Here is a 19700-nt window from a genome sequence, read left to right as displayed (position 1 = left end):
TGTATTATATATAGAACGGTTTAGGAATGCTAACGTCAATAAGCTCAACATTAAATCATAGCACAGTGAAAAACATAGCTCTTGTCTGTTTTGCTGACTTAATTGTCGGCATTTCTTATGGCGCATTGGCGCTTTCACAAGGATTTGACTGGTGGGTACCACTCACTTTATCTATTTTAGTGCTCGCAGGGGCGTCTGAGTTTTTGTTTATTGGTGTTATTTTTGCAGGGGGAAGCCCACTTTCTGCTGCACTTGCGGGGTTGTTAGTCAATTCACGGCATATCCCTTTTAGTTTTGCGACCAGTGATTTAACGGGTAAGGGAGCAAAGTCATTACTGGGCTATCACATTATGAATGATGAGAGTGTTGTATTTGGTTTAGCTCAAGAAACTGAGTCAGAAAAACGTGCGGCCTTTTGGTTATGTGGAATAGGTATTTTACTGTGTTGGCCAATAGGTGTTGTGATAGGTGAGGTATTGGGCAGCTTTATTAGTGATACACATATATATGGGATGGATGCGATGTTTCCTGCGATTATTTTAGCGCTTTCATTACCTGCGTTATCGGATAAACGGCTTAGATTAACCGCTATTATCGGTGCAATCATTGCGGTTGCGACCACACCGATACTACCAGCAGGGATCCCCGTATTACTCGCACTATTGAGCTTGGTTATTTATATAAGGAAATAAATAATGACAAATAACCCATGGTTAATTATTAGCGGTATCTTACTGCTGGCGATTGGTACTTATTTAATGCGAGCGTCAGGCGCTTTGCTGCGCGGTCGAGCGGTACTTTCTGAAAATAGCAAAATGTTATTTTCAGCGGCAGCTATTGTTATTTTATTCTCAGTTGCGGCAACATCTACGTTATTTTCTGGTGATGAAGTTTCTGATTGGCCTAAAATTGTAGGGGTGCTAGTGGCAGGGGTACTAACGTGGTTTAAAAAGCCATTTATTATCATTGTATTGTCAGCTGCGATTGTGACTGCGTTACTTAGGTTAATTTAAGGGGTTAATTTGAGCTGGTTAATCTAAAAAAAGTTAATATGAACAATGGACTGGTCTGAGCCGTAGCTAATTGAATAGCGCTGATTTATGTAAATTATATAGTCAACAGCTAAAAATAGTGAACAGATAGGAATAGCTAGCAGATAAAAAAGTAGCCCCGACTTGAAAGGAGTGGGGCCACTGAAATTTACTCAGTTAGATCTTTTATTGTTTCAGAAGAGCCATTTTTTTGGACAGAGGCAATCCCTTTAAGCGCAGATTGCTTAGAAGCATACATTTCACTTTTAGCAATCACTTCATGATTCGCTGCTTTTAAAACGAAATAGTAAGGCTGAGCAACGTCTTTAGTGGATTTTTTTAATTCAAAATACCCCATGATAAGCTCCTGATTTTCTATTGAAAGGGTGTCAAACAAAGTGTTAATAAGTCGCAGTTATTAACAATCTGCTTGAATTAAGATTAGTCGCTATTAGGTGTTATTACTAGGGGAAAGGGTTCAATTCAGATAAACTTTTTTTCTAAAAAAAAAGCCTCTGGATACAGAGGCAATCGTAGGATATATAGAACTCTTTATTATTTAACTAAAATATCGGTTTTTTCTCTCAACAGCTATCTGGTTGTACATATCAATATAAAAGGTTTTGCCGATAACTTAATTAATATTCATTAATATTAGCTATTGATTTGCTGCTGGAGCACGCATTGGTTCCGGCGTTGGCATCGTATTCATTGCTTTAAATTCAGGGGCTTCCATCACTGTGACTTTGACCACATAGCGTTTGCCATCTTCAATTTTTGGGGTGCTATTGGCCAGTTTTTTTACAGTTTCATTTGGTGTCGTCGTTTGTTCTGTAACGCTATATACCATATTGTGGTGGTTACCCATGTGCTGACGAGGCATTTTGTGGTTAACGCCATTTGCTGCCGCAGTAAAACCGACGGTTAATAATGCTAATGCTAATAAACTGGTATTTAATTTTTTCATTTCAATTTCCTCTGTATTGGTGATGAGCAAATCATTCACCAATTCATTCTGTCTCGCAATCGCTTTTACCTCCCCTGACGGAAGCTTCATAATTACTGCATTTTTTATTCAAGCTTGTTCCATAATTTTTATAAAACAGTGGGTTAGTAGACGATAATTTACATTTTTAGACCACTTGTGCTAATGCAAGTTTCAGTGCTGGAGACATCAAAGAGGATAGTCTAGGATGGTAAGTTAGGTTCAATAAAACTCTTACAAAGTGAGTGTGTATGTCAGATAAAAAAATCCCCCTTTCTTTACTCGATCTTGCGCCAATTATTGAGGGTTCGACAGCGAAAGAGGCCTTTGCTCATTCCCTTGACATCGCCCAACTCGCAGAAAAACTGGGTTATCACCGCTATTGGCTAGCGGAACACCATAATATGACGGGGATCGCCAGCGCCGCTACGTCGGTATTGATTGGCTACCTTGCTGCGAATACGCAATCACTACGACTCGGTTCTGGTGGTGTTATGTTACCAAACCATTCACCGTTGGTGATTGCAGAGCAATTTGGCACATTAAATACACTTTACCCTGAACGTATCGACTTAGGTATCGGGCGTGCGCCAGGAAGTGACCAACGAACGATGCAAGCTTTACGCCGTCATATGAATACGGATATCGATAATTTTCCACAAGATGTGGCTCAAATTGTAAATTGGTTTGATGCAACTAACCCAGAGCCAGCCGTGCGCCCCGTTCCGGGTTTTGGTGAAAAAATTCCTGTTTGGTTATTGGGTTCAAGTTTATACAGTGCAAGGCTAGCCGCGCAAATGGGGCTACCATTTGCCTTTGCTTCCCATTTTGCCCCTGATTTATTGTTGCAGGCGCTGGATGTTTATCGTGTTAATTTCCAACCATCACAGAGACTCTCTAAGCCGTATGCGATGGTATGCATCAACATTATTGCCGCGGACACTCAACGTGAAGCGGAGTTTTTATTTACCTCGATGCAGCAAGCGTTTGTCATGTTACGTCGTGGCCAGCCTTCTCAATTGCCTGCCCCGGTCGAGAGCATGGAAAATATCTGGTCGCCTGCCGAGGAGTTTGGTGTTCAACAAGCACTAGGTATGTCATTGGTAGGGGATAAAACCAAAGTACGTCATGGGTTGGAAACGATATTGCGACAAACTCAAGCAGATGAAATTATGGTTAATGGCCAAATTTTTGATCATCAAGCTCGTTTACACTCTTTTGAGTTGGCAATGCAGGCCATGAACGAAATTATGTAGTGTATATAGTGGAATGCTTAACACCAATGCAAGGACGCATTTTCAGGCTGGGTTCAAAAAAGAGATAACCCAGAAAAATCTGGGTCATTGACGGCTAGCAAGCTATTTGTGGTTGATGAGGCTCTAAAGGGGGTAAACCATGAGCGGCACGTGCTCTATCGCAGGCCTCATTGTAAATACCATCCTGCCAAGATTGTTCGAACTCACGACACGGTGTGGGTCTTTGTGCATAAATCGAACAAGAGACACATTCACCTATCGTGCCTTCTAAGGCCTTACAGCGAGTATTTTGTTTTTGATTAGTCCCCTGCATACAACTCATAAAGGGGGTGACCTGCTCGGTTAAATGTTGGGGCACAATACCGCCTCCGCTCTCTGCTTCAGCCCAATAAAAAGAGACACGAAAATAGGCACAACACGCACCACAGCTGACACAAGGGTTATCTGAAGGATCAGTTTTTAGGATATGGACATTATTAGTCATATTAAAAAACCATAAATGATTGTTGATAAATCCCCATAGGAAATGGGGTGACGCAACACAAGCAGGAAGCTCAAGAAAACGTTGCTCAGGTTTTATTATCTTACGAAATTCCAGTTTATTGCAATGTTAATTAGCACAAAAAACTGGTTTTTTTGATATTCTCCAAGGTAAATAAAATCAGCATGTTTATAACAACGATAAAAAAAACCTGCCGAAGCAGGTTTCTAATATAGGTGACAGTTTAATTATTAAACATGTTTTAAATCTGCATCATCATTTTGATTGAATATTGCTTTATCTGTTTCACCCATCAACTGGCTGGTCACTGTACCTGCTGTCATTGAACCACTGACATTCAATGCAGTACGGCCCATATCAATTAACGGTTCAACTGAAATTAACAGGGCAACTAATGTGACAGGTAAACCCATCGCAGGCAGTACAATTAACGCTGCGAAAGTTGCACCGCCACCGACACCAGCAACACCCGCTGAACTGATAGTAACGATACCAACGAGTGTCGCTATCCATAGTGGGTCGAATGGATTAATACCCATTGTTGGCGCGACCATCACGGCTAACATTGCAGGATAGATACCCGCACAACCATTTTGACCAATTGTTGCACCAAAGGATGCAGAGAAACTAGCAATCGATTCAGGGATACCAAAACGACGTGTTTGTGTTTCAATATTCAGTGGAATACTTGCAGCACTTGAACGGCTAGTGAATGCAAAGGTTAAAACTGGGCCTGCTTTCTTAAAGAACTTAATCGGGTTCAAGCCTGTTGTCGCAACTAAAATGCCATGTACAACAAACATAATGCCTAATGCAACATAGGACGCAATAACAAAAGTTCCTAGGTTGATGATGTCATGTAAGTTTGAACTTGCTACGACTTTAATCATCAGCGCCATTACACCATACGGCGTTAAACGCATGACTAAGCGAACTAATTTCATTGCCCAAGCTTGCATAACATCAATCGCTGCTAAGGCTTTTTCACCACGTTCTTTATCGTCTTTAAACAATTGTAGTGCGGCAACACCCAGGAAGGCGGCAAAAATAACGACACTAATAATTGATGTTGGGTTTGCACCCGTTAAATCCGCAAATGGGTTTTTTGGAATAAACGATAAAATTAGTTGAGGTACGGTTAAGTCGGAAACTTTCCCAATATAGTTGCTTTCTATTGCAGATAAACGTGCTGTTTCGGATTGACCTTGAACTAAGCCTTCCGCAGTTAAGCCGAATACATTGGCAATTAAAATACCCACTAACGCTGCAATAGCGGTGGTAAATAACAAGGTGCCAATTGTTAAAAAGCTTATTTTACCTAGCGAAGATGCTTTATGTAGCCTTGCCACCGCACTTAGTATTGAAGCAAATACCAATGGCATAATCACCATTTGTAATAGCTGCACATAACCATTTCCGACAATATTAAACCACAGAATGGAGTCTTTTACCGTTTGGTGGCCACTACCATACACGAGGTGCAGTACTACTCCATAGGCAACACCGAAAACTAGGCCAACTAACACTTTTTTAGATAGGCTCCAGCCTTTAGCCCCTAGTTTTGCTAACAGTATTAGTAGTGCTACGAAGCCGAGCACATTAATAATTAGAGGAATATTCATTCCGAACTCCAAATCATATTTTTATAAGGTATGTTACTTGCCCTTTAGTCCTTATTGGTTATAAGGATTTAGTTGCTTCAAACAACTGGTTATATGTTATCAGCTGATAAAACACATTTCTTATATCAAAAAGTAATAAGATAGTATTATTCATACTTACATTATATTACAAAACTATAATTTATGTGGGGAGATATGTATCTATTTGATTATGAATATATTTTATGATCACATCAACATGACTATAAAAATCGAATTGATAACCAGCAGGTAACAAGCAGGCACAAACAGTCAAAACAATGGCGACAAAGCGTTCTCCACGTTGGCTATTTTTACCGCGGATCATGGGAAAACAAAAACGCTGGGGGAGTGGCCATAGTAACGGTACTCCCGAAGGCGTGAGCATATCGGCGACGAGATGACTGATATAACCCAATAAAAAGGCTTGGATAATATCAGCTGGGATTGCCCATTCAGAAGGTAGCCATTGATAACAAGAAATCATCAAGAGAAACCATGCAACTAGGCTATGAGTAAACCCCCGGTGCCCACACAGTTTGGATATGGGTAATGAAAAAATCCGCAGTAGTCGACCAGGAATTGAAGAAGGGTGGTCAATATCGGGCAATAATGCGCCTAATAAGGCCCCTGGAACCATGTGCAGCCAATCACCATGAGCAATCTCTGGGGTGATTTGAAGTTTATGAGCCATTATCAAAGAGGCGACGGAAAAAAGCAGATGCCCTTCAGCTGTCATGGTGGATAAAATACCATCTGTTTATCTATACAGTTGATTGGCAGTATAAAGTGTTTGAAAAGAATATGATAGTAGTAGAAAGGTAAAAAAACTCTTATTTATTAGCAGATAAGGGAAGAGTTTTATAATTTCACACAATTCCCCTACCTAAGTTAGATAGGGGAGAACACTTATTAGGCACACAAAGTGTTTTTAACGTAAATGTTCAGCTTTTAAGTCATTCAATGAGGCTAATTTGATATCCGCTAAACCAAAGCGCGGGTCATTAAAATGCTTGCTATCAGGCACCACAATTGAACGCATTCTGGCGGCTTTTGCAGAAATCATACCGTTAAATGAATCTTCTAATGAAACGCAATTGACTGGTTTAGTCAATAACTCAGCTGCTGCTTTAAGATAAACTTCAGGATGAGGTTTACTCAAAGGTAAGTCAGACGCAGAAATAACCGCAGAGAAATAGTCACGAATATCCAGAAGGTTTAATACTTTTTCCAACATATACAAAGGAGAGGCGGAAGCCAGTGCAATTTTTAAATCCATTGAACGGCAAAGTTCCATGGCATGCTGCACGCCAGGTAGAATAGGGCGAGTTTCTTCAACTAAGCCAACAACACGGTCAATGATACGTTGTGTGGCTTCTTCTTGGCTACATCCTTGCCAAGGGGAGGCGTGGTACCAAAGCTCCACCACATGGTCAATACGTAAACCTAAAGTATCAGGCAGGGTATCTGCAATTGAAACGTCGACACCCAATTGTGAAAAAATCTCAAGTTCAGCCTGTGCCCAAAACGGTTCCGAGTCGATCAGTAAACCATCCATATCAAAAATGACCGATTGGATGGGAAGATTATGGTACATGTCAAAACTCCATTCATGTCGTATCTATTAACGAAGGAGCAATGATATCAGTAAACTGACCTCAAGCGTATTACTTGAGTTAGTATTAAAACAATATTGAAGGATATTCGGACTGCATGAAGTAGAAATATCATGATAATGAATAACCACACTATTTTGATTAGTCTGAAAGTCTAAACATTGTTATCAATTATGAATTGAAATTTGGAGGCAATGAATATTTTCAGCTATGATTAGCCTTGAGAAATCATTGTAAAAACTTATCAAAAATAATAACGCTGAGGAAAAGCAGTAATGAATTACCATAATGCCAATTATGTCGCAGTCGGCAAACGTATTCTGGGTTGGGTTGTTTTTCTGTTAGCATTAATTTCGACATTGGTGTCTTTAATTAAATTGGCTGGCATGAAGGGGCTCGCAGGTGAAGGGGTCAATGCGGTCGCTAATGATTTTATTAAATTAATGGCGGAAATGACTCGTCAAACTACACCATTCCTAAATTTCTTTTGGAATAATTCACCAGTACCTCAAGTCGCTAATGGGTTTTCCGGCAGTAATATCAGTTTTATCATCATCTTTATTTTTATTTTTGTTGGGCTGGCGCTTAGTGCATCAGGTTTGCGCATGTACCGACAAATTAAGTTTATTCGTGAAAGTTTAGAAGATCACGTGATCATAGAAAAAGCAAAAGGCGTAGATATCTCGAAAGAAGAGCTTGAAGCTAAGGTGACTATTCCACGCCATACGATATTCACTCAATTTTTTCTTCTTTATTTTTGGCCAATTGTATTGGGGGTAGGGTTGTATTTTCTTCTGCGTTTCCTTAATTGGTAATTTTCGAATTTTCGTCATACTTCGAGCTGTAGCTGTGTTGGCTTCTTTCGGCTACTTGGGTCACATACTTGTGTATGCTCCCCAAGCTATCCTCAATCGCCGCCTTGCCACAGTTCGAATTATTTAGAAAATTAAATTTTTGTCGTACTCCGAGCTGTAGCTGTGTTGGCTTTTTTCGGCTACTTGGGTCACATATTTGTGTATGCTCCCAGAGATATCTTCATTTGCCGCCTACTCATAACGCAAATTATTTAGAAAATTAAATTTTCGTCGTACTCCGAGCTGTAGCTGTGTTAGCTTCTTTCGCTATTTGGGTCACATACTTGTGTATGCTCCCCGAGATATCTTCATTTGCCGCCTACTCATAACGCAAATTATTTAGAAAATTAAATTTTCGTCGTACTCCGAGCTGTAGCTGTGTTGGCTTCTTTCGGCTACTTGGGTCACATACTTGTGTATGCTCCCCAAGCTATCCTCAATCGCCGCTTTGCCACAGTTCGAATTATTTAGAAAATTAATTATTTGTCGTGCTAAATGCTAAAAAACAGGAGCTTATTTTTCGTTGAGTAGATTATCAATAATCGAGCGTGCTTGGTGGTAGCTTTGTTCGTTACCAAAGATATGGGCTTGGTTGAGTAGGTAATAGAGCTGATATATTGGCTGTCTATCTAAAAAGCCATTGGGAAGCGGCCAAACGCTTTGGTAGCCATCAATAATTTGGATCGGAAGATCTCGATATAATGGCAGCATCGCAATATCACATTCCCTATCGCCCCAATAACATGCAGGGTCATATAGCACCCCTTCAAGATTTTGAGTAATAGCACAGTTAGCTGGCCATAAATCACCATGTAATAAAGAGGGTTGCGGTTGATGCCCAGCAAGTTTGTCCTTAACAATATCGACAATTTGCTGAATATCAGCAAATACCATCCCTTTTTCAGAGGCGAGTTGTAATTGTAAGCCAATACGCTTTTCTGCAAAGAATGAATTCCAGCGCTTTTCCCAGCCATTAGGCTGCACAATTGTGCTTAGCATGGTATCAAAATCAAACCCGTAACTAGGCTGTTCTTCCCATTGATGTAAACGCGCTAATTGTTGACCAAAATGCCATGCATTGGTGTTATCGAAAGGTTTGAGAGGGAAATATTCGAGCAGAAGAAAACTGTGGTGCTTATTGCTGCCAACACCATAAACCTTAGGAACGGTTATCGTTTGGCTTTTAGCGAGCATTTCAAGTTGTTCAGCCTCTTGTTTAAATAAAGGCAAAAACTCACGCCGATTTTGTTTAATGAACACGGTGTGTTCGCCATAGTCAATTCTTAATGTATGGTGAATATCACCACCAGACAGAATGACTTTGTTACGTAGCTCCGCCTCTCCTAAGTGTTCACTTAATAAACGACACATTGCTTGCCACATGACTCACCTCGCTCTGCTTTGGTCTTCATTAATACAATACTATAGCGACAGTTTAGGAATTAACAGTGATAATTGTTTAAAAAGAAGAGGCTATCACGAAATTATAGAACAATTATCAGGTGAATAAACATTAATCTAGCCTATATTCAGCCAAATGAGAATGTTCAGATAATTTAGCCGGAGTGCAAGATCTTGACGCCATCTGTGAGCGATTTCAGGTAAACTGCAAAAAATACTTTCATACTTAAGGGGTGCTATGAACATGGATTTTCAAAAACCGCGTTGGTTAAGAGACTTACTGCGATTTATTCCACTGAAAAGCCAGTTTGTCCTATTTGGTAATGTTCGTGACCTACAAGCCAGCGAAATTGCGCCTACGGTAGTGACACCGCTGCCATTTAACCAAGCACTCTTTAATAACTTATTTCAGGCAGGATATGCCTATGTGATTACCTACACGCCACTTATTGGCTTCCAATGCGTGGCAAACCCCAAAGAAAACCCACAAGCGACTGCCACATTGATGCAAAACTTAGGTTTGCATATGGCTGATGATAAAGCCGCTGGTGGTATTGATATGCTAAATCATTTGCTGGAAAAATTTATTAACTACAAGCAGCAGCCAATTGCATTATGTATTGATTTCGCCTCTTGCTTGATTTCCCATCGCGATAATCTAACTCCGGCTGAGCACAGCTTATTTACTCGCGCTCTGGTGGTTTCTCATCAAGCCAAAGCGCGACCAACCGGGGAAAATAACCAGCCGTTCTACAATTCTATTTTTTGGATTGTGGAGAAAGAGACCGACCTGCCAGATTGGTTTTTAGTTAATAACCCACGAATAAGAGCCATTCCCGTGGCGAAGCCTGACAACCAAGTTCGTCGGGTCCTTACGCCAATGTTGCTTGCTTCCTTGGCGGATATTAATGGTATAGAACAGGCGAATAAAGACAGCTTATTTAATGATTTCATTGATGAAACAGAAGGTCTCTTATTATTAGACTTAACGGCAATAGTACAGCTTGCACGGATTGAAAATGTCCCTGTGACACGTATTAGTGATGCGGTACGGCGTTATAAAGTCGGCATAACGGAAGACCCATGGAAAAAAATTGATAAGCAGAAAATACATTACGCACCAGAGATTATTTCTCGCCGAGTGAAAGGTCAACAACACGCTGTCACCCATTTATTGGACATTATTAAACGTGCAATGACGGGAGTGGGGGGGCATAAAGGTGGTCGGCCTCGAGGCGTTTTGTTTCTAGCGGGGCCAACGGGGGTTGGGAAAACAGAGCTGGCGAAAACGGTCACTCAATTGCTATTTGGTGATGAAAGTGCCTACATCCGCTTTGATATGTCTGAATTTAGCGCTGAACATGCAGACCAACGCTTAATTGGTGCTCCTCCTGGCTATGTCGGTTATGACTCTGGTGGTGAATTGACGAATGCCATTCGTGAGAAGCCATTTAGCGTGGTGCTGTTTGATGAGATAGAAAAAGCGCATCCGCATTTAATGGATAAATTTCTACAAATTATTGATGATGGCGTATTGACCTCCGGCCGTGGAGATCGCGTCTATTTCTCGGAATCTTTGATTATTTTCACGTCAAATCTCGGTATTTATCGCTTGGATGCGAATGGTGAGCGAGTGGCGAATGTGCAACCCAATGAGCCTTTTGAAACGGTGACACGCAATGTGAAAAGTGAGATCGAACGTCACTTTAAATTAGTACTAAATAGGCCTGAGTTACTCAATCGAATTGGGGAAAATATTATTGTTTTTGATTTTATTCGCCCCGATGTGGCACAGCAAATATTCGAACAAATGGTGGACAATATTCTTTCTGGTTTGGAAAAACAATCGCTGACGATTACCATTTCCTCACAAGCCAAAGAGACGTTAAAACAACATTGCTTAGCCGATTTATCTAATGGTGGTCGAGGTATACGTAACCAATTAGAAAGCTATTTAATTAACCCGTTATCTCGTGCTGTTTTCGACCAAGATTTGCAACCTAATTCAGCTTATCAAATTGTTGAAATTGCCACAGGCGAAACCACGCAAATCACGTTAGCCGTGATGAGTAATTGATGTGGTGAATATTAGTATTTCACGGATCCATTTCCCAGTTACGGCCTTAGGCCCCGGAAAACGTATTGGTATCTGGTTCCAAGGTTGTTCATTACGTTGTAAAGGCTGTCTTTCTCCTGATACATGGCAAGTGAAAGACAATAACATCACGGTAGAACAATTGCTGGAGCAGATCACTGAGTGGCTACCGTTGGCAGATGGCATCACGATTTCTGGGGGAGAACCATTTGAGCAACCTGAAGCCTTATTCGCATTAGTTAGTGGGATTAAACAGCTAACAGACGCGGATATTTTAGTCTATAGCGGTTATCAATGGGATGACATCGAAAAGCGTATTTCACAAATGGCTCCCTGTATTGATGCCTTGATCAGTGAGCCATTCAAAGTGGATCTTCCGCAAACCCAAATGCTCAAGGGTAGTGATAATCAACAATTACATATGTTGACACCATTAGGAAAAGCACGATTTATGGCATATCAGCGCTCGACGACACCAGAAGATAAAGTACTGGATTTAGCGTTTGACGAGACTGGGCGGCTATTTTTGGCGGGTGTCCCTGAACGTAATGATATGTTGCGCCTACGTACCTTGATTGAGCAGCAAGACCAGTCTTTGCAACAACTAAAAAAATAATTAATTGGATGAATGGATGACCATGATACGTTTTTGCCCACATTGCCAAACAGAGAGACCATTAACTGAAATTTTTTGTGCGGGGCAAATTAAAACACCACAAGGAGATAATCAGTTTTGTGGTTGGGATTTAACCCTTGAAGCCATTCATGAATCTGGCTGGCGTCCTATTGATGAGCCCAATACATCGATTGAGCGTCCACAACTCAATATTGCTGAAAATAATCAAATTATTGAACAAAGAGTTTGTGTGAATGGGCATACCATGGATGAGGGGGATTTTATTTGCCTCGAATGTGGGGAAGATGCTGCGGTTGAGCCAAGCAATGCTGAGGAACAATCTCAACAACTGATAGGCAATTGGCGGCTTGAGCGACGTATAAATCAAAATGATAGTCTACGGGAGCGTTACTTAGTCACACATATTGAAAGTGAAAAAAGTGGCGTACTTACCTTATATCAAAAAGGTGAAGAACCTGATCCAACTATTTACCAAGTACTTCAATTGCTCCCAACAGACCACGTACCTGAATTTTATGAAACAGGCCGCTGGGAAAACCGTGCTTGGCATGTGACTGAATTACTGGAAGGTGGCTCACTCAGCCAATTTATTCAGCAAGGGGATTTTTGGCAACTTCATGAAGTTCCGAAATTAGTTGAGGAAATGGGGAAAGCGATAGCGGCATTTACCGAACATGGTTTGCGCCATCGCAACCTATGTCCCGCTAATTTATTGATCCGCAGCCGTGAGCCTTTAGATATCGTTGTTATTGAATATGGCTCTGCGAGTTTGTCTGAGTTTGACCTTGATATCGTGACCCCTTTGGATATTTCCCGTTATAGCGCACCAGAAACTTTAGCAGGCGGTGTAAGCGCTGCATCAGACTGGTGGAGTCTCGGGGTTATTCTATTAGAACAGCTAACCCGAGGACAGTGTTTCGCTCAAGTTCATGATAATGCGTTCTTAATTCAAGTCATGACCAATGGCATTGATTTACCTGATGATTTAGACCCTAACTTACAATTATTATTACGTGGATTACTGTGTCGGGATCGTTTTTTACGTTGGCAATGGCCACAGGTGTCAGCATGGCTAGAAGGGAAAGCCGTCCAAGCCCCACAAACCGCGATAGCAGGCTCGCCAGCTCAATACCATCAAGTCCAGTTTGCAGGTCAGCAATTTTCTCAGCCAGATACTTTTGCCATGGCTGCTGGTGAACAAGCTCATTGGGATGATGCTGTGCAATTTTTGTTACGCGGGGAGTTAACATCATGGCTCGCAAAATTTGATAATAGCCAGGAGCAGTTAAAGCAACTTCAGGGCTTTTTAGATAGTGAAAAATCGCTAGATGGATCCGTGCAAAGTGAAATTAATCAAGATATTAAGCTAACTTTAGCCTTAAAAATCCTCAACCCGAATATGCCATTTATTTATCGTGGCGAAATCATCACACCAGCGTGGTTATTAGAACAACCTATTCTTGCTTATACCCTCATTAGTGAACCATTAACTCAACATATTCAGAATATTGACCCACAACATTGGTTAGTGCAGCTCTACCACCGCCAGTGTTTAGTACGCCAACGCGCTGAACAATTGAATATATTACTCAATGAAGAAAGCTTGAAACTGTATTTGTTGATCACGTCAATAAGCCAGCTCGCTGCGCGTTGGGAATTGCTGCATAGCCAGTTTCCTGACGCTCATAACGAAAGCCTACAAGCCTTATTAGATAGACAAAATCGACAAGAAATTGATTATATTTTATTGCTAAGTGCTGATATTGGGCAATTTGTTTCACTGACCGCATTAGTCGAGCAATCTTTTGAATTAGCAAAACAAAATGATATCCACAGTTTTGATAGCGAAATAGCCAAAAACCAGCTTTTGTTACCAAGAGGGGAGCTATACCAGCTCATTAACCTCCGAGTCAGTGATTTTAAACGAATTGGGCTTCCTGAACTCGATAGTTGGGTGGATAACTTTTTATTAACGCGTCGCTTGCCATTAGAAAAAATACTCGTTTTGCTCGCTATTCCATTCGAACATTGGCAAGTCCCCGAGTCACAAAAATATGTTCTTGAAGTTCTAAGGTTTTTTACACAAAAGCTCACGTCAGTGACACAACGTGGAAACCTAGTGCGCATGCGTTTAACGCAAAATACTGGGCGAGTCGATTTAATGGAATGTGATAGCCCGGTTCGCCGTGCGAATATGCTACTCGAACACTTATTGAACCGTAAAAAAAGTGCGGTTAGCATTGATAGTGATTTATTATTGCAGCATCGGGGCGTCAATAGCCGATTACGGATCCTACAATCAGATACGCAGTTATATCAACGGGATACGGGTATTGATGGCATGTATCTTGGTTTCCCATTCTTATTATTGCACACACAGCCGAACCAAATTAAACCGCGAATAGCGCCTTTATTTTTATGGCCGGTTTCGTTGCGTACTTCTTTAGCTCAAAATAGCCCCATTCAGCTTAGTTTTGATCAGGAGCGGGGGGCAATACGCTTAAATCCAGCACTCGCAAGCTTTGCGGGTATACCTTCAGTGACTGAATGGCAAACAGTATTAGATAATTTATTATCTAAAGCGGGTTTAACCATTGAAGATATGATGGAAACACTTGCGCCTTTATTACCGATACAAGGTACGGAACTGACGCCACTTCCGTCGAACACGACCTCAATTGCAGAGAACAGTGCACAAATCTGTTGTTCAGCGGTACTCTTCCATACCTCGTTTATTGGCCAGGCGATGAGTAGCGATCTACAGCAAATTGCTGGGCTACCTATTTCCCAAACAGCCTTAGCGACAATGCTAAAAGTCTCACCGCTCAATAGCACGAGCGAAACGCAGCCAGGTAATTTACTTAACCAGTATGCGTTGTCATTGGCCGATCCATCACAAGAACAAGTTGTTCAAGCTGCACAAGCGAACACGGGGCTGCTGATTGAAGGGCCGCCAGGGACAGGGAAAAGTCAAACCATCGTGAGTTTGATTGCGGATGCAATAGGATGTCAGCAAACCGTTTTAGTGGTATGTCAAAAACCTGCGGCATTAGAGGTGGTCTATAAGCGTTTGATTGCTAATGGATTAGGAGATAGAGCGCTATATATCAGCCAAGGCCAAAGAGGCCGTGACACTATTTTGGCAGTGAGGGAGCAAATTGAGCAACTTTGGGAACAAGAAAAAAGCCAGCTCAGTGAGCGTGATTGGTCAGGAGAAAGAATTCATCTTGTTAATCGCGTTCAGCTATTTGAACGAAAATTAGACAACTACTTTCACTCGATGAATAATATCGACGAAAAGTTTCAAATTTCTTATAAACAAGTATTAACCCAATTGATTGAACTTGAAAAGCTTCCTCATTTTGATATTGATGAACAGAAAATTAAGCCATTATTAGCGCAACTTGATAGCCATACGATTGAGCAACTAACGGATGACTTGAAGTTACATGCATATACTTGGTGGCAATTGGATTATGAAAATAATGCACTAAACGCCTTAGCACAGTTTACGGTAGAAGAGCCTCAATATTTATTGTTTAATCAATCTATTACAAGGTTGATTGATACTGAAAAACAGCGTGATGAAGCTTACCAAACACAATATCAGCAAATTACGTTGACTCAATTATCGACTCATGAGCAATGGCTAATACAGCATGAAGTACAATTTAACCAATTAACGGCTGAACAATGGCGGGACTTCTCCCGTTGGTTACCTCTATTTAGCGGTGAAACGGGAAATTCCATTATTCGCCAACTTGAGCTGTTGTATCAGCGATTATTATCGATTAATGCAGAAAATATCGACCCGTTATTATTCCCTGTGTTTAGGGGGGTTGATAATCAGCATCTTGCCCAATTATCGCGAGCATTGATGGAAACAATGCAAGGGTCATGGTTACGTTTCTTGAACCCGTATTACTACCGTCGGCAAAACCAATTGCAGTCATTTATGGCAACGAGTGGCTTAGCGTCGACGACTGAAAAACAGACGTTAGTGCTTGACACCATTGGTGTTGAGCAACAATGGCGCTTACTTGAAAAAGAATTACAACCATTATATCAACAGCTTGGTCTTGAACTTCAGCCAAACCACCAGTGGCGTAGCACATTGCAACCGCTGGTCATGCAATTAAAACGAGTGGCAGATATGGCTGAGCTTCTCGCTCAGTATCCTGAACCTGTGCATTTTATAGACGCGATTATTCAGCAACAAAGAACGGGGTTTACTCATCAATGCTGTGAAATCAGAGCGGCAATAGCCAAATTACGCGCAAGAACGGAAAGCTTGAACCAACTGAGTGAGCTAGACAGTGTATTTTCACCAGAAACAGTTGAACGGTTTAAAGTGGCCGTGGCAAACGGCGAGTCATATACGGCTGAACTGGTGAAAATAGAGCAACAAAAAGAAAATTTATTGCGTTACCAATCATTTAGGTCGGATACGCAACACTTTTCACAACAGCATTGGGGGCTCCTTGTGCTATTAAAACCGGCAATCAAGCAGCTTATTGCCACTGACGGTTTCACAACGCAATGGCGAGAACAATTAGTCCAAACTGTTAACTATTACTTCTGTCTGTTCACTAAAGCGCAGTTAGTGGCAACATTGCCTGCATTAAGTACCAACCACGACCAGCTGATGTCGGATCTAGCCGAACTAGAGAATGCCCAAAGACAATTACAACAATTCAATAAATTGGCATTGACGGCGAATATAGATATCAAAATGTTAGGAAACCGCCGTGAATGGGAAGAAATTACTCGTTTAGCAGGGCCAAGAGCTCGACGTTTGAGGGAGTTTATACAAGAAGGTAGAGATATTGGGTTAATGCAACTACGGCCGGTTTGGTTAATGACACCCGATGTTGCGAGCCAAGTACTTCCACTTGAAAGCGCTATGTTTGACAGCGTAATCTACGACGAAGCCTCACAGATGCCAATTGAATTTGCATTATCGACCTTATTTAGAGCCAAACAGGCTATTGTGAGTGGCGATGAAAAGCAAATGCCGCCATCAAAATTTTTCACAGGTAAGCTAATTGAAGACGACATTGATGACGAAGACGATGACCAACAAGAATTGGCGGGAGAGCAATGGGATTATCGGCAAATCAGTGATTGTCCTGATTTATTGCATTTAGCGCGAACCGTATTACCTATTCATACATTGGATATTCATTACCGTTCTGCCTATCGAGAACTAATCAATTTCTCCAATTTTGCTTTTTATGAAAATAGGCTCAACATCCCAGCACAATTTTCTGCCAAAATGGTCAGTGAAATTAAGCCATTACAGCTTATTCCAGTTAATGGTACTTATGTTAACCAAAGCAATGAAGCTGAAGCTAACGCCATCGTGGAACATTTGGCTTCAATGTGGCAACGGCCTTTCGAGCAGCGGCCTTCTGTGGGGGTCGTCACGTTTAACCAAAAACAAGCAACATTAATTAACCAAATAATTCAATTACGTGCAGCACAGGATGAAGATTTTCTTCAGGCGTATACGCAGGAAAACCAACGCACTCATGATGACGAAGATATGTCATTTTTTGTGAAAAATGTGGAAAATGTACAAGGTGATGAAAGGGATGTGATTTTATTTTCTACCACATTTGGTCGTAATGCGCAGGGGACATTCAGGCGTAACTTCGGGGTACTAGGGCAAACTGGTGGAGAACGGCGTTTAAATGTCGCTATCACTCGTGCTCGCCAGCAAGTTGTGATTATGACATCGATGCCAATAGATGAAATTTCTGATTTATTAGCCACTTACCGCAAACCGGAAATCCCACGAGATTATTTACAAGGCTATCTGGCTCATGCATTAAATGCATGCAACCCATTGATGAAAAAAGAAAATGAAAAACTACTCCACCGCATGTGCCATACACAGTCTGCGGTTGGTAGCGAAGCACTCCCACAAAATGCGTTTGTCGATTCGGTCATGGGCTTTATTCGGCAAAGTGGCTGGCAGGTAACCACCTCAAGCCAAAATGGGGTATTCCATTTTGATGGAGTTGTTGAGGAGCAAACCAGCGGCCGTTTGCTCATCGGCATTGAATGCGACATGCCATCACACCCACTATTGAAAACAGCCCGTTCTAGGGAACTGTGGCGTAGCACTGTTCTGACGCGTGTGGTACCCGCACGCTATCGAGTGTCTATTATCGAATGGTATCAAAATCGCGATTTGGCACAGCAACAACTGCATGATGCCATTTCACAGGCTTTATTAACTTCATCACTCTCTCAAATAGAGAGCCAAAATCCGCAAGAAGGTGCGTTATGAGTTCATCGGTTCATCGTATAACTGTTAGGGAAATGAATGAAATTCAGTGCCGGCGTCAGCTTGCGGTAGCTAAACGTCGATTTAAACAGTGGCAAGTATTGGCAAATAGTAGCCAATATCATCAGTCGCGTATTGCACAAATCACGCAAGCTTATCAGCAGCTAATGGAAAATGCTGCTCAGCTTGCCACATTGTCATCACGCAATTTAAGCTTGTTGAATAACCAATTGGTTGAGTTCACTGGGACACTGAATAACGAAGTACAGGAAGTTCGTGAGCAACAACTTGAAAAACAAGCGCTATTAGCCCGGACAAAAAAACACAGAGAACATAATTTGGCTGAGTTAATCACATTGGTTCGTGAAAAATTGCCAAATGAAGCTGAACTACTTACACAATTAGTTTCGGCAAGTGAACAGGATGAAAGCCAATCTAATAAACTGATTTTTAAAGCATTAGCTATATTGAGCCAGCAATCAATGGTGCTAGCGCCAACAGCAGCGGCATTATTGGAACAGCTAAAAGCACAATCTGAAGGTGTAAAACAATTTTGGCAATCAGGCTTACCTCAAACACCGTTTGCCAAACAATGTGAACAGATCTTATTGATGATTGAAAAGCTGAAATTGATGACCTCAATTGATGATGCTCAACGTGCTGAGCAACAACTGGTTGAGCTTCGGGAGCTTAAAGAAGGAACACAGCGCCATTTACGTGCCGACTCATTGATCATGACATTGGCGGAGCAATTAAAGTTAAGCCAGCAACGCGTTGAACTTATCGATAAAATTGAACAGCTTTGTGATGAATTGGCTATTTTTGCGAGTGACGAAAATGAAGCCATGATTTCGAGTGCGTTAGCGAGTATACAATCAAGCTCGATAGAAGCGTTAACCACATGGGTCGATAAGCTAGGCAGCGCAGTGAGTATAGCCGAGCAACAAGTTGTTGCTGCTGCACAAAGGAAAACGGTCTTAGATGGGTTAGGGAAACTCGGTTATCAAGTTCAAGATACGGATGTTAAAGCATGGCTTGATGATGGCAAAGTGGTTGTCACACATCCTGCCACGCCGGGATATGGGCTTGAATTAGGCGGGAAACAAGCGCGTTTTCAAGCGCGTACAGTGGCTTTTTCTGCAGGGCGAGATAATTCACGAGACCAGGATGTTGATGCAATTTGGTGCAATCAGCACCAACAATTACAAGATATTATTGCCCAAACAGATGCGGAACTTGTTGTTGAACAGGCGATACCAGCAGGAAGTGGCGAAATGAAAGTGTATGAAACTCAATCTGAAGAGCAACGTCGCAATATAGCTGTAAACCATCCCAAAACACGCAGTAAGTAAATATGGCTAAAAAAGCTTTAGTCACATATTAGAAAATTA

15 protein-coding genes are annotated in these 19700 nt (G+C 41.5%); 8 read left to right on the top strand and 7 right to left on the bottom strand.

What is annotated here, in order from left to right:
- Positions 1-26: 26 nt before the first annotated feature.
- Together G6Q48_RS07170 and G6Q48_RS07165 are read left to right on the top strand one after the other, a co-directional pair.
- Positions 27-692, top strand: coding sequence for an AzlC family ABC transporter permease (locus G6Q48_RS07170; RefSeq protein ID WP_102139326.1), 666 nt, complete (start codon positions 27-29; stop codon positions 690-692).
- 3 nt (positions 693-695) lie between these two features.
- Entirely contained in the window at positions 696-1013 is a 318-nt protein-coding gene (locus G6Q48_RS07165; RefSeq protein ID WP_166265341.1) for an AzlD domain-containing protein, read from the top strand.
- 187 nt (positions 1014-1200) lie between these two features.
- On the opposite strand, the gene G6Q48_RS07160 is transcribed toward G6Q48_RS07165, so the two are convergent.
- Entirely contained in the window at positions 1201-1389 is a 189-nt protein-coding gene (locus G6Q48_RS07160; protein ID WP_004263611.1) for a YegP family protein, read from the bottom strand.
- A gap of 300 nt (positions 1390-1689) precedes the next feature.
- On the bottom strand, positions 1690-2088 hold the full coding sequence (locus tag G6Q48_RS07155) for a hypothetical protein (RefSeq protein WP_239979490.1): 399 nt from the start codon (positions 2086-2088) through the stop codon (positions 1690-1692).
- A gap of 179 nt (positions 2089-2267) precedes the next feature.
- Between G6Q48_RS07155 and G6Q48_RS07150 the strand changes: the two genes are divergently transcribed.
- Positions 2268-3272, top strand: a complete 1005-nt coding sequence (locus G6Q48_RS07150; protein ID WP_102139227.1) for a luciferase-like monooxygenase — start codon at positions 2268-2270, stop codon at positions 3270-3272.
- Positions 3273-3366: 94 nt separating this feature from the next.
- Here the strand turns inward: G6Q48_RS07150 and G6Q48_RS07145 are convergent, their stop codons facing one another.
- From G6Q48_RS07145 to hxpB, 4 genes are all read right to left on the bottom strand, one after another.
- The gene (locus G6Q48_RS07145) at positions 3367-3756 is read right to left on the bottom strand and encodes a YkgJ family cysteine cluster protein (protein ID WP_102139226.1); all 390 of its coding nucleotides are present in this window, start codon (positions 3754-3756) and stop codon (positions 3367-3369) included.
- A gap of 248 nt (positions 3757-4004) precedes the next feature.
- A complete protein-coding gene (locus G6Q48_RS07140; RefSeq protein ID WP_125890927.1) occupies positions 4005-5396 on the bottom strand; it encodes an L-cystine transporter in 1392 nt (463 codons plus the stop codon).
- 181 nt (positions 5397-5577) lie between these two features.
- Positions 5578-6153 (bottom strand): metal-dependent hydrolase, encoded by a 576-nt coding sequence (locus G6Q48_RS07135; RefSeq protein ID WP_166265338.1) that lies wholly within the window; start codon positions 6151-6153, stop codon positions 5578-5580.
- A gap of 192 nt (positions 6154-6345) precedes the next feature.
- Positions 6346-7011 carry a hexitol phosphatase HxpB gene (hxpB, locus tag G6Q48_RS07130; RefSeq protein ID WP_166265335.1) on the bottom strand — a complete coding sequence of 222 codons (666 nt, stop codon included), beginning with the start codon at positions 7009-7011 and terminating at the stop codon, positions 6346-6348.
- A gap of 294 nt (positions 7012-7305) precedes the next feature.
- On the opposite strand from hxpB, the gene G6Q48_RS07125 reads away from it, so the two are divergent.
- Complete coding sequence (locus G6Q48_RS07125) at positions 7306-7845, top strand: YniB family protein (RefSeq protein ID WP_102139224.1); 540 nt, start codon at positions 7306-7308, stop codon at positions 7843-7845.
- A gap of 552 nt (positions 7846-8397) precedes the next feature.
- Here G6Q48_RS07125 and G6Q48_RS07120 read toward each other — a convergent pair.
- Positions 8398-9267, bottom strand: coding sequence for a fructosamine kinase family protein (locus tag G6Q48_RS07120; RefSeq protein WP_102139223.1), 870 nt, complete (start codon positions 9265-9267; stop codon positions 8398-8400).
- A 262-nt stretch (positions 9268-9529) separates the two neighbouring features.
- Between G6Q48_RS07120 and G6Q48_RS07115 the strand changes: the two genes are divergently transcribed.
- From G6Q48_RS07115 to G6Q48_RS07100, 4 genes are read left to right on the top strand one after another with little or no spacing between them, the layout of a single operon-like run.
- Positions 9530-11362: an AAA family ATPase gene (locus G6Q48_RS07115; protein ID WP_242685787.1), complete on the top strand. Its 1833-nt coding sequence runs from the start codon at positions 9530-9532 to the stop codon at positions 11360-11362.
- 1 nt (position 11363) lies between these two features.
- Positions 11364-11996, top strand: coding sequence for a 4Fe-4S single cluster domain-containing protein (locus tag G6Q48_RS07110; RefSeq protein WP_207393021.1), 633 nt, complete (start codon positions 11364-11366; stop codon positions 11994-11996).
- A 16-nt stretch (positions 11997-12012) separates the two neighbouring features.
- Positions 12013-18312 carry an AAA domain-containing protein gene (locus G6Q48_RS07105; RefSeq protein WP_166265329.1) on the top strand — a complete coding sequence of 2100 codons (6300 nt, stop codon included), beginning with the start codon at positions 12013-12015 and terminating at the stop codon, positions 18310-18312.
- Complete coding sequence (locus tag G6Q48_RS07100) at positions 18309-19661, top strand: hypothetical protein (protein WP_166265325.1); 1353 nt, start codon at positions 18309-18311, stop codon at positions 19659-19661. The genes G6Q48_RS07105 and G6Q48_RS07100 overlap by 4 nt, the downstream gene beginning before the upstream one ends.
- The last annotated feature ends 39 nt before the right edge of the window (positions 19662-19700 follow it).

The organism is Providencia sp. M-27 (assembly GCF_011077905.1).
GTDB lineage: Bacteria > Pseudomonadota > Gammaproteobacteria > Enterobacterales > Enterobacteriaceae > Providencia > Providencia huaxiensis.
Note: the sequence above shows the minus strand (reverse complement) of the source record. Positions and strands in the feature narration are given on the sequence as shown.

Coding starts and splice junctions, on each gene's coding strand:
- G6Q48_RS07165 (WP_166265341.1), top strand. CDS start 696: ATGACAAATAACCCATGGTTAATTATTAGCGGTATCTTACTGCTGGCG.
- G6Q48_RS07100 (WP_166265325.1), top strand. CDS start 18,309: ATGAGTTCATCGGTTCATCGTATAACTGTTAGGGAAATGAATGAAATT.
- G6Q48_RS07160 (WP_004263611.1), bottom strand. CDS start 1,389: ATGGGGTATTTTGAATTAAAAAAATCCACTAAAGACGTTGCTCAGCCT.
- G6Q48_RS07105 (WP_166265329.1), top strand. CDS start 12,013: ATGACCATGATACGTTTTTGCCCACATTGCCAAACAGAGAGACCATTA.
- G6Q48_RS07140 (WP_125890927.1), bottom strand. CDS start 5,396: ATGAATATTCCTCTAATTATTAATGTGCTCGGCTTCGTAGCACTACTA.
- G6Q48_RS07115 (WP_242685787.1), top strand. CDS start 9,530: ATGGATTTTCAAAAACCGCGTTGGTTAAGAGACTTACTGCGATTTATT.
- G6Q48_RS07150 (WP_102139227.1), top strand. CDS start 2,268: ATGTCAGATAAAAAAATCCCCCTTTCTTTACTCGATCTTGCGCCAATT.
- G6Q48_RS07120 (WP_102139223.1), bottom strand. CDS start 9,267: ATGTGGCAAGCAATGTGTCGTTTATTAAGTGAACACTTAGGAGAGGCG.
- G6Q48_RS07170 (WP_102139326.1), top strand. CDS start 27: ATGCTAACGTCAATAAGCTCAACATTAAATCATAGCACAGTGAAAAAC.
- G6Q48_RS07135 (WP_166265338.1), bottom strand. CDS start 6,153: ATGACAGCTGAAGGGCATCTGCTTTTTTCCGTCGCCTCTTTGATAATG.
- G6Q48_RS07125 (WP_102139224.1), top strand. CDS start 7,306: ATGAATTACCATAATGCCAATTATGTCGCAGTCGGCAAACGTATTCTG.
- G6Q48_RS07145 (WP_102139226.1), bottom strand. CDS start 3,756: ATGACTAATAATGTCCATATCCTAAAAACTGATCCTTCAGATAACCCT.
- hxpB (WP_166265335.1), bottom strand. CDS start 7,011: ATGTACCATAATCTTCCCATCCAATCGGTCATTTTTGATATGGATGGT.
- G6Q48_RS07155 (WP_239979490.1), bottom strand. CDS start 2,088: ATGAAGCTTCCGTCAGGGGAGGTAAAAGCGATTGCGAGACAGAATGAA.